This is a genomic window from Methylosinus sp. PW1 (assembly GCF_000745215.1).
Lineage (GTDB): Bacteria > Pseudomonadota > Alphaproteobacteria > Rhizobiales > Beijerinckiaceae > Methylosinus.
Window position 1 is genome coordinate 266,030 of sequence record NZ_JQNK01000009.1, and the last position, 13,537, is coordinate 279,566.

Sequence of the window (13,537 nt, forward strand, 5' to 3'; positions counted from 1 at the left end):
GCCGCCTTACGCAAAACTTACCAACGCTCGCCATCCAGAGACTATATCGCGCGGAAATACTTGTAAAATCTGGCGCATTCTTCCTATATCCGAAGAGTATCGGAATATTTCTATAATATATATGCTATGCTCCACTTTCGTTGCGGGCCGCGAGCTTGCGCTCCCAATCGAGCGCCTGACGCACGATCGTCTCGAGATCGTCGTGACGCGGCGTCCAGCCGAGGCGCGAGCGAATGCGGTCATTGGCGGCGACGATGGCGGCGGGATCGCCCGGCCGGCGCGCGGCGAAATCCACCTTGAAATCGACGCCGGAGACGCGATTGACCGTTTCGATCACCTCGAGCACCGAGAAGCCATGCGCATAGCCGCAATTGCAGACGAGGCTCTCCCCGCCCCCGCGCAGATGGCGCAGCGCGTCGAGATGGGCGCGGGCGAGATCGGTGACATGGATATAGTCGCGCAGGCAGGTGCCGTCCGGCGTCGGATAATCGGTCCCGAAGACCTGCATGCCGGGGCGCAGCCCCAGCGCCGCCTGCACCGCCACCTTGATGAGATGCGTCGCCTTGGGCGTCGATTGACCGGAACGGCCGAGAGGGTCGGCGCCGGCGACATTGAAGTAGCGCAGCGCTACATAGGAGAGATCATGCGCGCGCGAGACATCCTCGAGCATCCACTCGACCATCAGCTTGGAGCGGCCATAGGGCGAGACCGGCTTCAGGCTCTCGTCCTCCGTCACCGGATTATGCTCGGGATCGCCATAGACGGCCGCGGTCGAGGAGAAGATGAAGCGCTTCACGCCGGCTTCCACCGCCGCCGCCAGCAGAGCCCGCGCTTTCGCCGTATTGTTCAAATAGTAGCCGAGAGGATCGGCGACGGACTCGGGGACCACGATCTTGGCGGCGAAATGAATGATCGACTGAATATCATGCCGCGTGAAAATATCGCGCAGCAGCGCCGCGTCGCCGAAATCGCCCACGATGAGCGGAACCTCTTGCGGAACCGCCCAGCGAAACCCCGTGGAGAGATCGTCGAGCACGACGACCTTCTCGCCGGCGTCGAGCAGCTTCAGCGTCATATGGCTTCCGATATAGCCGGCGCCGCCGGTCACGAGGATGGTCATTCCGCGCCCTTCCTGCTGAAGACGTCATCACGGGAAATTAACGGGCAATGGTTAAGGACGAATCCTGGCCCGGCTCGGACTAGGCGTTGGTCTTTCGCCATTGCGGGATATTCTCGGAAAAGCGCTGGCGCTCTTTCCGAAACCCTGCTCGGGCGTCGCGCTCTCGCGCTCGGGTCACACTCGCTCGAAATGGACTAATCATGAGCAAACGCATTCGCAAGGCTGTTTTTCCCGTGGCCGGCCTCGGCACGCGCTTCCTCCCGGCGACCAAAGCGGTGCCGAAGGAGATGCTGACCGTCGTCGATCGTCCCGTGCTCCAGCATGTGGTGGACGAGGCGCGCGAGGCCGGGATCGAGCATTTCATTTTCGTGACCGGGCGCAACAAAGGCGTCATCGAGGATCATTTCGACATCGCCTATGAGCTCGAGGACACGCTGAAGAAGCGCGGCAAGATCAAGGAATATGACGCGCTGATCGCCGATCTGCCGCCGGCCGGCGCAGCCAGCTTCACCCGCCAGCAGGCGCCGCTCGGCCTCGGCCATGCGGTCTGGTGCGCGCGTGAGATCGTCGGCGACGAGCCCTTCGCCGTGCTGCTGCCCGATATGGTGACGCTCGGCAACGGCCCAAAGAAGAGCCGCTGCCTCGCCCAGGCGGTGGAGGCCTATGAGGCCCATGGCGGCAATGTGATCGCGGTGGAGGAAGTGCCGCCGGAGGAGACGCATCAATATGGCATCGTCTCGGTCGGCAAGGATTTCGGCGCCGCTTTCGAGATCACCGGAATGGTGGAGAAGCCGCCGAAGGGAACCGCGCCGAGCAATCTGATGATCTCGGGCCGCTATATTCTGCAGCCGGAGATTTTCGACATTCTGGCCAAGGGCGAGAAGGGCGCGGGCGGGGAGATTCAGCTCACCGACGGCATGGTGACGCTCGCAGCTTCGCAGGCCTTCCATGGCGTGCGCTTCGACGGCAAGACCTATGACACGGGATCGAAGCTCGGCTTCCTCGCCGCAAATCTCGCCTTCGGCCTGACGCGTCCCGACATAGCCGACGGGCTGAAGGCGGAGATCGCCAAGCTGCTCGGCTGAACGGAAAGGCCCTCTCCCGCAACGCTTCGCGGGAGAGGGCGGCCTCGCCTCTTCCGCGCCGCCTTTGTCGCCTTGATTTCCGCGCTCGCCGGTGCAACTATTGCACCAAGCTCCGAGGCTGCGCCGTGCCGACGCTGAAACAATTCGGTTCGGTTTATATCCGAATGTACGCCGACGATCACAGCCCGCCGCATTTTCACATTGTCTCGACCACTTTCGAGGTGCTGATCGCGCTGGACGGCCTCGAAGTCATTGCCGGCAGGGCGAAGCCCGCGCAGATCGCGGAGGCCCTGGAGTGGGCGCAGCGGAACGGGGACACGCTCGCAACCGAATGGACGCGGCTCAACGAACGGGGTTGAACATGCCGAGGAAGGCGCCGCCGCGCATCATAGACGTGAAGGTCGATAGCCGCAGGCCGTGGACGCTTCGGCTCGAATGGAACAACGGCGAATCGAGCAGAGTGGACGTTTCGGGCCACATCGGCGCTTACAAGCTCTACCTGCCGCTTCGCCGAGATCCCGAATTGTTCAAAGCGGTTCGGCTCGGCGACCTCGGGAGCGATATTGTCTGGTCCGACGAGATCGATATGAGCGCGGATACGCTTTGGCGGCTCGCGCAGGAGCAGGCCGGCGCCACAATGTCGGCCGGCGAGTTCAAGAGCTGGCGCGAGCGGCGAGCCTACACGCTCGACACCGCCGCCCGCGCACTCGGGATCGGCCGGCGGATGATCTCCTATTACGAGCAGGGCGAGAAGCCGATTCCGCGCGTCGTCGCGCTCGCCACCCGCGCGCTGGACGCGGAAGGCCAGCGCCTATCGCTTAAGAAGGCAGAGGCCAGGGAGGGCGACAGCGCGCGCGCAAAGGCGCGGAAAAAGGCATGAAAAAAGCCGCCCGGGCGGGCGGCCTGTCTTCAATGATCGCGCCGAAACGCCGCTCCGACGAGCCGCCTCACGCCTTCCTCTTCGGCCGCAGGCGGATGATGACGTCGCAGCCGACGATCTCCATGCCCTCGGGCGGAGCGGGCAACTTGGCGAATTCGATGGAGCCGTCCACCACGTCGAACATGCGCTTGCTGACCTCATCCATGAAATGGTGGTGCGGCGCGGTTCGTGTGTGGAAATAGGTGCGCGGTCCCTGCACGGCGATCTCCCGCAGCAGGCCGACGTCGGCGAATTGGTTGAGCGTGTTGTAGACGGTCGAGAGCGACATTTGCAGGCCGGCCTCGCGCGCTTCGGCGTGGAGCGCCTCGGCGCTCACATGGCGGTCGCCATTGCCATAGAGCAGCTTGCTGAGCGATATGCGCTGCGAGGTGGGACGAAGGCCGGCGGCTCTCAGCTTCGCCTTCAGCTCATTCTCGTCCTTGGGAGTGCTCGCCTTTTTTCCGAGTTGGATCGGCGCACGAAAATTCGTAATCATAGGGTGATGCGTCATTTCCGTTTCGCCTCAGATCCTGTCCTGCTCGCGGCTCCTTGTGGAAGTCGAGACATGCTGATTGAAAACGCAGCGCAGCGAAGTGTCAAACAAAATGGCCAAAAGTGTAAAGATTCCAAAGAATGGCCAAGCTCGCGCGCAATTTTGCGACAAGCTTTCGGCCACGCTCGCGCCAATCGCCGCGATGTGTTCCAAACATTGCCGGTCATTTTCCTACTGTTTGTCCTGACGGCTTTTTTCATTCCTCGCGCGCTGGCGCAGGAAAGCGCAGCCGGCCAGGATCTCGACCATTTCCTGCAGCAATTATGGCCACGGGCGCGCGACGCCGGCGTCTCGCGCGAGATTTTCGATTCGGCGGTCGCCGGCCTGACGCCGGAGCCTGGATTGCTGCGGCGCCCACAGGCTCAAGCCGAGTTCACCATTTCCATCCCCTCCTATGTCGCAAGCGCGGTGAGCGCAGCGCGAGTCGCGAGGGGCCGCGCGCTCGCCAGCGAGCTCTCGACGCCGCTGGCGACGATCGAGGAGCGCAGCGGCGTCCCTTCCGAGATCGCTCTCGCCATACTCGGGGTGGAAAGCAATTTCGGTTCCGCGACCGGCGCCGCCGACACTTTGCGCGTGCTGGCGACGCTGGCCTATGCCGGTCATAGGGGCGCGATCTTCGCGGATGAATTCGTCGCGGCGCTCGTCATGCTGCAAAGGGGCGACGTCACCCGCGCGCGGCTGCGCGGCTCCTGGGCGGGGGCGATGGGCCAGCCGCAATTCCTGCCCTCCGCCTATCTGAAATACGCCGCGAGCTATGCGGGCGGCGCCGCGCCGGACATTTGGACGAACCGGCTCGATTCGCTCGCCTCCATCGCCAATTTCCTGAAATTCTCGGGCTGGGACCCGCGCCTGCCCTGGGCGGTCGAGGTCGTCCTGCCCAAAAATTTCGACTATGCCGACTTCGATCTCGACTTCGCGCAATGGCGGGCGCTAGGCGTCGCCGCGGCGAATGGCGAAGCGCTGCCGGCGAGCGGGGCTGCGAGCCTCTACCTGCCAGCCGGAGCAACTGGCCCGGCTTTTCTCATCACCGACAACTTCGAGGTGATTCGCAAATACAACACATCCGACGCCTATGCGCTGTCGATCGGCCTGCTCGCCGACCGCATCGCCGGGCGGCGCGCGCCCGTCGTCCCCTGGCCAAAGAAGACCGCCGCGCTCTCCACCGCCGACTGCAAGGAGCTGCAGCGCTTGCTCACCGCGCGCGGCTTCTATCGCGGCGCCATAGACGGCAAGCTGGGCCGCACCAGCCGCAACGCCGTGCACGCCTTTCAGCTGAGCGAAGGCGTGCAGCCGGCGGATGGATTCGCGACGAAGGAGGTGCTGGAGCGGCTCCGCCGCTGAGCCGCAGCGGCGATATGGGGCGCGAAACGCTGTAGCTGCTGACTTCAGCGTGAGAAATGAGCTATCTGTGACGCCAAAGAGGCGTCGAGCAGCTCGTCATCGGCGAGAAAAGCTCCGCTTCCCTGGAGAATCTCGAGTGACGAGCGATCATATTCTGTATCTGGTGATCGCGGCCGCATGGATGCAAACAGTTGCCGCGGTCGCTTCGGCCTATTCGAAGACGATGATCCGCTTGCGGATCGCATCCACGATCGCGAATTTTCTCGGCGTCATCGTCGGCGCGACAAGCGGCAATATGGCGGTGCTGGCGCGCCACCTCATTCTGTTTCCGCTCGACCTCATGCGACTGCGCGAGATGCGCAAGCTGGTGGCCAGCGTCAAGCGCGCGGCGGATGGCGAGCTGAAGGTCGAATGGCTGAAGCCATTCATGCATCCAAGCAAAGTGAAGGCCGACGCGCTTTTGTTTCGCAAAGGCGAGGACGCCGACCGCGCCTATATGCTGATCGAAGGCGAGATCGAGCTTCCGGAGGTGGGAATCCGGCTGCCGCCGGGGACGCTGTTCGGCGAAATGGCGCTCTTCACCGAGGACGGCGTGCGCACGGCGTCGGCGCGCGCGCTCACCGATTGCCGGCTGCTGTCGATCACCTATGAGGAGTTCGAGCAGCTCTATTTCCAGAACCCGCAATTCGGGCTCTATCTCATTCGGCTGATCGTTCGACGCTGCCAAGCGAACACGCAGCAGCTCGAAGCCGTCGCTTGGCGTCGACCGACGGAAGATATCGGCGCCTGATCCGAAGAGTTCCGCGCCGAAAAGACGCGGTAGCCCGCGGATCGGCTCTATTTCGCGGCGAGCTTCTGCACCGCCTGCAGCGGCACCTCGTCGAGGCCAGAGCCGCCATGGGCGACATGATCGATGATGCCGGCGCGCATGCGCGGATCCCAGAATTTCTTCAAATGCTCGGCCGTGCCGGCCACCGCGTCGGAATGCCTCTGCGCGGCGAAGAACTTGCCGATCTGATTGGCCATTTTGACGAGCCGGTCGGCCGAATTATGCGACATGGGTAGAGACCTGTTCCAGAATGCGTTCGGGGTGGGTGAAGATTTCGAAGTCGCGGCCGCGCACGACCGCCACCAAGGTCATGCCACATTTCTCCGCGGTGCGCACGGCCAGAGCCGTGGGCGCAGAGACTGCGGCGATAATGGACGCGCCGATGCGGGCGGCCTTTTGGACGAGTTCCACGGAAATGCGGCTCGTCATCAGCACGACGCCCTGCGAGGCGGGCAGGCCCTGGCGCGCCAGCGCGCCGGCGAGCTTGTCCAGCGCATTGTGCCGGCCGACATCCTCGCGGACGATCAGCGCGTCCAACTCCGGCGCCCAGAAGGCGGCGGCGTGGACGGCGCGCGTCTCGCGATTGAGCGTTTGCGCGCCGGGCAAGCGGTCCATGGCGGCGATCAGCGCCGTCGATGAGACGCGCAGCGCATTGGCGAGAACCGGCAGCGGCCGACTCGCCTGCTCGAGGCTCTCTATGCCGCAGAGGCCGCAGCCGGTCGGCCCGGCCATGGAGCGCTTGCGCGCGGCGTAGACCTCCTGCCGTCCGCCGGCGAGCCAGCTGCGCAGCTCTATGCCGGCCTCGGAGGCGACGATCTCGAAATCGCCGGCCTCGTCGATCGAGTCGATGAGGCCTTCGGTGAGCGCGAAGCCGATGGAGAAATCCTCGAGATCGGCCGGCGTCGCCATCATCACCGCATGGGTCGAGCCGCCATAGGTGAAGGCGATGGGGGTTTCTTCCGGGATGGTGCGGGAGCTGTCCGACAGAGCGTCATTGCGCCGTGCGATGCACGGAACGCGAATGCCGGCGGCGGGGAGGTCCTCGTTCATCCAGATCTATCTCCAGCGCGCGTCCCTTCTCCCGCTTGCGGGAGAAGGTGGCCCGGCGCAGCCGGGTCGGATGAGGGACCCTGGAAATGACCGGCCGATTTGGACGTCGGCCCGATCAAAACAATCGCAAAACGATGAGCGCCCTCATCCGACCCCGCTTTGCGGGGCCACCTTCTTCCGCCGAGCGGGAGAAGGATTCGCGCCCATCCATACCGCCCTGCCCTACTCCGCCGCCGTCGCGATGCGACGGGCGTTCACGGAGAGCTCGCGATATTGCTCCTGCCACTCGGTCGGACCGTTGGAGGGCGAGATCTGCACCGCCGTCACCTTATATTCGGGGCAATTGGTGGCCCAATCCGAATTATCGGTGGTGACCACATTCGCCTGCGAGAGCGGGTGATGGAAGGTGGTGTAGACGACGCCCGGCGCCACACGATCGGTGACCTTGGCGTGAAGCGTGATCTCGCCGGCGCGGCTCGCGATGCGCACCCAATCCCCATCGCGCACGCCGCGCAGCTCGGCGTCATGCGGATGGATCTCGAGCACGTCCTCCTCGTGCCAACGGCTGTTCTCGGTGCGGCGGGTCTGCGCGCCGACATTGTATTGCGACAGGATGCGGCCCGTCGTCAGCAGCAGCGGGAAGCGCGGCCCGGTCTTCTCATCGGTGGGGACATATTCGGTGATGACGAACTTGCCCTTGCCGCGCGTGAAGCCGTCGATGTGCATGATCGGCATGCCTTCCGGCGACGCGTCATTGCACGGCCATTGCACCGAGCCGTCCTTCTCGAGCTTCTCGTAAGAGACATTCTTGAAGGTCGGCGTCAGAGCGGCGATCTCATCCATGATCTCGCTCGGATGCGAATAGTTCCAATCGAGGCCAAAGGCCTTGGCGAGCATTTGGGTGATCTCCCAATCGCCATAGCCGTTCTTCGGGCTCATCACCTTGCGGATGCGCTGAATGCGGCGCTCGGCGTTGGTGAAGGTGCCGTCCTTCTCTAGGAAGCTCGCGCCCGGCAGGAACACATGGGCGTAATGCGCGGTCTCGTTCAGGAAAAGGTCCTGCACGATGACGCACTCCATCGCCTCGAGCGCCCGGCTGACATGCTTGGTGTCCGGGTCGGACTGCAGAATGTCCTCGCCCTGGCAATAGAGGCCCATGAACTCGCCGGCGATCGCCGCGTCGAACATATTCGGGATGCGCAGGCCCGGCTCATTGTCGAGCTCGACGCCCCAGGCCGACTCGAAGGCGTGGCGCACCTCGTCGTTGGAGACGTGGCGATAGCCCGGCAGCTCATGCGGGAAAGAGCCCATGTCGCAGGAGCCCTGCACATTGTTCTGTCCGCGCAGCGGGTTCACGCCGACGCCGCGGCGGCCGAGATTGCCGGTCGCCATTGCGAGATTGGCGATGGCCATGACGGTCGTCGAGCCCTGGCTGTGCTCGGTGACGCCGAGGCCGTAATAGATGGCCGCGCGGCCGCCGGTGGCGTAGAGGCGCGCAGCGGCGCGAATCTCTTCCGCCGGGACGCCCGAGAGCTTCTCGACCTCTTCCGGGCTGTTGCGATCGTCGGAGACGAAAGCCGCCCAATCCTGGAACTCGTCCCAATCGCAACGCTCGCGCACGAAGGCTTCATTGACGAGGCCTTCCTTGACGATCACATGCGCCAGAGCGGTGACGATCGCGACATTGGTGCCGGGCTTCAGCGCCAGATGATGATCGGCCGAGATGTGGGGCGAGCGCACCAGATCGATGCGGCGCGGATCGACGACGATCAGCTTGGCGCCCTCGCGCAGGCGCTTCTTCATGCGCGAGCCGAACACAGGATGCGCGTCGGTCGGATTGGCGCCGATGACGAGAATGACGTCCGATTCGTCGACCGAGTCGAAGTCCTGCGTGCCGGCCGAGGTGCCGAAAGCCTGGTTGAGGCCATAGCCGGTCGGCGAATGGCAGACGCGCGCGCAAGTGTCGGTGTTGTTGTTGCCGAAGCCGGCGCGGGTCAGCTTCTGGACGAGATAGGTCTCCTCATTCGAGCAACGCGAGGAGGTGATCACGCCGACCGAGCGCTTGCCATGCTTCTCGATGATCTTCTTGAAGCGATCGGCGGCGAAGGCGATGGCCTCGTCCCAGGACACGACGCGCCAGGGGTCGGTCGCCTTGTCGCGGATCATCGGCGAGGTGACGCGCTCCTTGTGCAGCGCATAGCCGTAAGCGAAGCGGCCCTTGATGCAGCTGTGGCCGTGATTGGCCTTGCCGTCCTTCCACGGCACCATGCGGACGATCTCCTCGCCGCGCATTTCCGCCTTGAAGGTGCAGCCGACGCCGCAATAGGCGCAAGTGGTGACTTCCGAATGCTCCGGCTGGCCCACGGCGATCACCGACTTCTCGGTCAAGGTCGCGGTCGGGCAGGCCTGCACGCAGGCGCCGCAGGAGACGCATTCCGAATCCATGAAGGCTTCGGCCATGCCGGGCGAGACGCGGCTGTCGAAGCCGCGGCCGTCGATCGTCAGCGCGAAAGTGCCTTGAGTCTCCTCGCAGGCGCGGACGCAACGATTGCAGACGATGCATTTCGACGGGTCATAGGTGAAATAGGGATTGGACTCGTCCTTCGGCATCCAATCGAAATTCGCCTTGCCGTCGACGCGGCTGCGGGCGAACACATGGTTGGAGCCGTCATAGCCGTAGCGCACGTCGCGCAGGCCGACCGCGCCCGCCATCGACTGCAGCTCGCAATCGCCATTGGCGGCGCAAGTCAGGCAGTCGAGCGGATGGTCGGAGATATAGAGCTCCATCACGCCGCGGCGGATCGCCTTGAGGCGAGGCGTCTGCGTGTGCACGCTCATGCCCGGCAGCACCGGCGTGGTGCAGGAGGCCGGCGTGCCGAAGCGGCCGTCGATCTCGACGACGCAGAGACGGCAGGAGCCGAAGGCCTTCAGGCTGTCGGTGGCGCAGAGCTTGGGGATTTCCGTCCCCAGCTCCATGGCGGCGCGCATGATGGACGTGCCTTCCGGCACGCTGACCGATACGCCGTCGATCGTCAGAGTGACTTCTTTCTCGGACTTCGACGCGGGCGTGCCGTAATCGATTTCTTTGACGAGGCTCATGGCTTTGCTCCTCACTCGGCGGCGGCGGGAAGCGTCGCTTTGCGGAAATCTTCTGGATAATGACGAAGGGCGCTCTCGACCGGATATGGGGCGAAACCTCCGAGCGCGCAGAGGGAGCCGAACTTCATCGTGTTGCAGAGGTCGGACAGCAGCTCGATATTCGCCTCCACATCGACGCCTTCGACGATCTTGTCGATCGTCTCGACGCCGCGGGTGGAGCCGATGCGGCAGGGCGTGCATTTGCCGCAGCTCTCTATGGCGCAGAACTCCATGCCGAAGCGCGCCATTTGCGCCATGTCCACGGTGTCGTCGAAAACGACGAGGCCGCCATGGCCGATGAGGCTGTCGTGCTTTTGGAACGCCTCATAGTCGAAGGGCGTGTCGAACAGCGACGGGGGCACATAGGCGCCGAGCGGGCCGCCGCATTGCACGGCGCGCACCGGACGACCAGAGAGCGTGCCGCCGCCGATGTCGTTGACGATCTCGCCCAGCGTCAGGCCGAAGGGCGTCTCATAGAGGCCGCCGAACTTCACATTGCCGGCGATCTGCAGCGGCATGGTGCCCCGCGAGCGGCCGACGCCGAAAGAGGCGTAATATTCGCCGCCCTTGGCGAGAATGGCCGGGGCCGTGGCGAGCGTCAGCACATTGTTGACGACCGTGGGGCGGCCCATGAAGCCGACATGCGCCGGCAGCGGCGGCTTGGCGCGCACGATGCCGCGATGACCTTCGAGGCTCTCCAGCAGCGAGGTCTCCTCGCCGCAGACATAGGCGCCGGCGCCGATGCGCAGCTCAATGTCGAAGGCGAAGCCGGAGCCGCGCACATTCGGACCGAGCCAGCCGCCCTTGCGAGCGGCCTCCAGCGCCTCGGTCAGCACCTCGGCGCATTGCGGATATTCCGCGCGCAGATAGATGAAGCCCTTGCTCGCGCCGATGGCGTAGCCGCAGATCGTCATGCCCTCGATGAGGACGAAGGGATCGCCCTCCATCACCATGCGATCGGCGAAAGTGCCCGAATCGCCTTCGTCGGCGTTGGTGACGACATAGCGGCGGTCGGCCGGAGCGTCGGCGACGGTCTTCCATTTGATTCCGGCCGGGAAGCCCGCGCCGCCGCGGCCGCGCAGGCCGGACTTGGTGACTTCCTCTATGACCTTGGCCGGCCCGATCTCGAAGGCTTTGGCGAGGCCCTGCCCGCCGCCGTGAGCGACGTAATCATCGAGATTCACCGGATCGATGATTCCGACGCGCTCGAAGGTCACGCGCGTCTGCTTGGCCCAATAGGGATGATCCTCGACCTTGCCGATGGAGAGCGGATGCGCCCCGCCCTTCAGGAATCCCGCATCGAACAGCGAGGGAACATCCGAGGGCTTCACATTGCCGTAGCCGATGCGGCCTTCCGGCGTCTCGACCTCGACCAGAGGCTCGAGCCAGAGCAGGCCGCGCGAGCCGTTGCGGATGATCTGAATGGTCTCGCCGCGCGCGGCGGCCTCTTTCTCTATGGCGGCGAGGACGCGCTTGGCGCCGACGGCCAGCGCGGCCATATCGCGGGGCACATAAACCTTGGTCATGATTTCTGCGCCTCCGACGCCAGCTCGTCCAGAATCTCCGCATCGACGCGGCCGATCGGCTCGCCGTCGTAGAGAGCGCCGGGGCTGTGGGCGCAGAGGCCGAGACAATAGATCGCCTCGACCGTCAGCGAGCCGTCATTGGCGGTCCCGCCCCATTCGAGCTTGATGCGCTCGAGGAAGTCCTTGGCGATCTTCTCCGACCCCATGGACTGGCAGGACTCCGCCCGGCACAGCTTCAGCACATGGCGGCCGGCCGGCGCGTGACGGAAATCATGGTAGAAAGTGACGACGCCATGCATCTCGGCCCGGGAGATGTTCAGCGATTGCGCCAATTGTGGCACGACGGCCTCGGGCACATAGCCGAATTCTTCCTGGATAGCATGCAAGATAGGCAGGGCAGGACCCTCGAGCCCGAGATGGGCGTCGATGATCTCCTGCGCCCGCGCTTCGTTCCACGGAACAGCGCCAGACATTTCTTCCCCGTTTTATCGAGCGAGCCCGTTCTTAAAGAGCGGGCCTTTCTGAGCGACAGCCGCCCATTTTAGGTAATTGCCCCAACAGTGCGCCAAAAAGTCGGCGGGATCAATAATCTGGAACGGTTACATGATAGGCGAATCCTATAGATCGCCAACTATCGGATTCTTTGCGAGCTTCTTCGCCTCGGCGACGAGCGCGGCGACCTGCGGAATGGTCGGCTCGCGCAGCGGAACGACCAATCCGATCTCGTGGACGGCCTCCGGCTCGACGATGGGAATAGAGCGCAAGGGGGCGGCGACTCGCAGCGAGTCGACCAGCTTTTCGGGTAGGATGGTGGCCCAACGTCCTGTCTTCACATGGGCGAAGAGGACGATGACCGAATTCGATTCGAGCGCGGGCTCGGGCTCGCCGCCGGCGTCGCGGATCAGCCGCTCGACGATGCGGCGATTCTGCATGTCCGGCGTCAGCAGGCAGAGCGGGATGCGGCCGACGTCGGCCCAAGTCACCTTGTCCCGATTGCCGAGCGGATTGTCGGCCGCGGTCAGCAGCCGATAGCGCTCGGAAAAGAGCGGCACTGTCCGCACCCGCCCCAGCGGCTCATTGTCGAGATAGGTGAGGCCGGCGTCGATCTCGAGATTGTCCAGCATGGACAAAATCTCGGTCGAGGAGCTGGTGAGAATGGTGAAGCGCACGCCGGGATGCTTCTCGCGAAACGGCGTGGTCAGCGCGGGAATCATGGTCAGCGCCGTGGGAATGGCGGCGATCTTGAGCTGGCCGCCGAGCCCCTCCTTCAGCGTGCGCACCTCCTGCCGCATGGCGCGCGCATCGGCGACGATGCGCTTGGCCCATTCCAGCACGCGCTCGCCCTCGGCGGTGAGGCTGTGGAAGCGGGAGGAGCGATTGACGAGTAGGACGCCGAGACTGTCCTCGAGCTGCTTGATTCCGGCCGAGAGCGTCGGCTGCGTCACGCCGCAGAGCTCCGCCGCGCGGGAAAAGCTGCGCTCCTTGGCGACGGTGATGAAGAATTCCAGCTTGTCGATCACGTCGCGCCCAAACTCCCTCTTCGCGCCCTCGAAGGCCCGAAAGGGACGCGGGGGGAACTATATACCTAAAGGCTTGGCGCGGCGAATTCATCGCATGATCGGAGGATGCGCGCGTCGCCACGGGCGAAAGGCGCGCCCGGACCGCGGGCCGCCATAGGGAAAAAGCAGTTGACCTTGTGCGCTGCACAAATCTAAGAAAGGTCGGATAGAATAAGTCGGAGGCCGCGCATGTCATTGACAAAAGATCACTTGCTTTGGGGTTATCGTCTCATTCTCGACCGCGACCCGGAAAAGGAAGTGAATTTGGACAGCGCAAGCCGTTTTGTGGAGCCTCGCTCATTGCGGGAGCAGCTGATGCTCTCGCCGGAATTCGTTCAAAACAATGAGAAGCTGATCTTGGACCTCCATTCGAAGCTGCAAGCGCTGAAGCCTCGCGCCGGCGGCTGAGCTTCGGCG

14 protein-coding genes are annotated in these 13,537 nt (G+C 64.1%); 6 read left to right on the top strand and 8 right to left on the bottom strand.

Annotation, left to right across the window (positions count from 1 at the left end):
* Window positions 1-124 precede the first annotated feature (124 nt).
* Entirely contained in the window at window positions 125-1,120 is a 996-nt protein-coding gene (gene galE / locus K369_RS10660; protein WP_036291023.1) for a UDP-glucose 4-epimerase GalE, read from the bottom strand.
* A gap of 200 nt (window positions 1,121-1,320) precedes the next feature.
* Between galE and K369_RS10665 the strand changes: the two genes are divergently transcribed.
* From K369_RS10665 to K369_RS10675, 3 genes are all read left to right on the top strand, one after another.
* Entirely contained in the window at window positions 1,321-2,205 is an 885-nt protein-coding gene (locus K369_RS10665; protein ID WP_036291025.1) for a UTP--glucose-1-phosphate uridylyltransferase, read from the top strand.
* Between the two features lie 125 nt (window positions 2,206-2,330).
* The gene (locus K369_RS10670; protein ID WP_245278172.1) at window positions 2,331-2,564 is read left to right on the top strand and encodes a DUF4160 domain-containing protein; all 234 of its coding nucleotides are present in this window, start codon (window positions 2,331-2,333) and stop codon (window positions 2,562-2,564) included.
* 2 nt (window positions 2,565-2,566) lie between these two features.
* Window positions 2,567-3,085, top strand: a complete 519-nt coding sequence (locus tag K369_RS10675; protein WP_051949205.1) for a helix-turn-helix domain-containing protein — start codon at window positions 2,567-2,569, stop codon at window positions 3,083-3,085.
* A 67-nt stretch (window positions 3,086-3,152) separates the two neighbouring features.
* Here K369_RS10675 and irrA read toward each other — a convergent pair whose 3' ends face one another.
* A complete protein-coding gene (irrA, locus tag K369_RS10680; protein ID WP_036291030.1) occupies window positions 3,153-3,635 on the bottom strand; it encodes an iron response transcriptional regulator IrrA in 483 nt (160 codons plus the stop codon).
* Between the two features lie 144 nt (window positions 3,636-3,779).
* Here irrA and K369_RS10685 point away from each other — a divergent pair, with 144 nt between their 5' ends.
* A complete protein-coding gene (locus K369_RS10685) occupies window positions 3,780-5,018 on the top strand; it encodes a lytic murein transglycosylase (RefSeq protein ID WP_245278173.1) in 1,239 nt (412 codons plus the stop codon).
* Window positions 5,019-5,154: 136 nt separating this feature from the next.
* Window positions 5,155-5,808, top strand: coding sequence for a Crp/Fnr family transcriptional regulator (locus tag K369_RS10690; RefSeq protein WP_036291034.1), 654 nt, complete (start codon window positions 5,155-5,157; stop codon window positions 5,806-5,808).
* Window positions 5,809-5,855: 47 nt separating this feature from the next.
* Here K369_RS10690 and K369_RS10695 read toward each other — a convergent pair whose 3' ends face one another.
* The 6 genes from K369_RS10695 to K369_RS10720 all read right to left on the bottom strand — a co-directional run bounded on the left by K369_RS10695 (window position 5,856) and on the right by K369_RS10720 (window position 13,081).
* Entirely contained in the window at window positions 5,856-6,077 is a 222-nt protein-coding gene (locus tag K369_RS10695) for a formate dehydrogenase subunit delta (protein ID WP_018265611.1), read from the bottom strand.
* The gene (gene fdhD / locus K369_RS10700; protein WP_036291037.1) at window positions 6,067-6,897 is read right to left on the bottom strand and encodes a formate dehydrogenase accessory sulfurtransferase FdhD; all 831 of its coding nucleotides are present in this window, start codon (window positions 6,895-6,897) and stop codon (window positions 6,067-6,069) included. The genes K369_RS10695 and fdhD overlap by 11 nt, the downstream gene beginning before the upstream one ends.
* A 222-nt stretch (window positions 6,898-7,119) precedes the next feature.
* Window positions 7,120-9,996: a formate dehydrogenase subunit alpha gene (gene fdhF / locus K369_RS10705; protein ID WP_036291039.1), complete on the bottom strand. Its 2,877-nt coding sequence runs from the start codon at window positions 9,994-9,996 to the stop codon at window positions 7,120-7,122.
* An 11-nt stretch (window positions 9,997-10,007) separates the two neighbouring features.
* On the bottom strand, window positions 10,008-11,561 hold the full coding sequence (locus tag K369_RS10710) for an NADH-quinone oxidoreductase subunit NuoF (RefSeq protein WP_036291040.1): 1,554 nt from the start codon (window positions 11,559-11,561) through the stop codon (window positions 10,008-10,010).
* Complete coding sequence (locus K369_RS10715) at window positions 11,558-12,034, bottom strand: formate dehydrogenase subunit gamma (RefSeq protein WP_018265615.1); 477 nt, start codon at window positions 12,032-12,034, stop codon at window positions 11,558-11,560. Before K369_RS10715 ends, K369_RS10710 begins: the two co-directional genes overlap by 4 nt.
* A gap of 144 nt (window positions 12,035-12,178) precedes the next feature.
* Window positions 12,179-13,081, bottom strand: coding sequence for a LysR family transcriptional regulator (locus tag K369_RS10720; protein ID WP_018265616.1), 903 nt, complete (start codon window positions 13,079-13,081; stop codon window positions 12,179-12,181).
* A 228-nt stretch (window positions 13,082-13,309) separates the two neighbouring features.
* Here K369_RS10720 and K369_RS10725 point away from each other — a divergent pair, with 228 nt between their 5' ends.
* Window positions 13,310-13,528, top strand: a complete 219-nt coding sequence (locus tag K369_RS10725) for a hypothetical protein (protein ID WP_156967847.1) — start codon at window positions 13,310-13,312, stop codon at window positions 13,526-13,528.
* The last annotated feature ends 9 nt before the right edge of the window (window positions 13,529-13,537 follow it).

Excerpts from the sequence above, each read along its gene's own strand:
- galE (WP_036291023.1), bottom strand. The coding sequence starts at position 1,120 with ATGACCATCCTCGTGACCGGCGGCGCCGGCTATATCGGAAGCCATATG.
- K369_RS10665 (WP_036291025.1), top strand. The coding sequence starts at position 1,321 with ATGAGCAAACGCATTCGCAAGGCTGTTTTTCCCGTGGCCGGCCTCGGC.
- K369_RS10675 (WP_051949205.1), top strand. The coding sequence starts at position 2,567 with ATGCCGAGGAAGGCGCCGCCGCGCATCATAGACGTGAAGGTCGATAGC.
- irrA (WP_036291030.1), bottom strand. The coding sequence starts at position 3,635 with ATGACGCATCACCCTATGATTACGAATTTTCGTGCGCCGATCCAACTC.
- K369_RS10695 (WP_018265611.1), bottom strand. The coding sequence starts at position 6,077 with ATGTCGCATAATTCGGCCGACCGGCTCGTCAAAATGGCCAATCAGATC.
- fdhD (WP_036291037.1), bottom strand. The coding sequence starts at position 6,897 with ATGAACGAGGACCTCCCCGCCGCCGGCATTCGCGTTCCGTGCATCGCA.
- fdhF (WP_036291039.1), bottom strand. The coding sequence starts at position 9,996 with ATGAGCCTCGTCAAAGAAATCGATTACGGCACGCCCGCGTCGAAGTCC.
- K369_RS10710 (WP_036291040.1), bottom strand. The coding sequence starts at position 11,561 with ATGACCAAGGTTTATGTGCCCCGCGATATGGCCGCGCTGGCCGTCGGC.
- K369_RS10715 (WP_018265615.1), bottom strand. The coding sequence starts at position 12,034 with ATGTCTGGCGCTGTTCCGTGGAACGAAGCGCGGGCGCAGGAGATCATC.
- K369_RS10725 (WP_156967847.1), top strand. The coding sequence starts at position 13,310 with ATGTCATTGACAAAAGATCACTTGCTTTGGGGTTATCGTCTCATTCTC.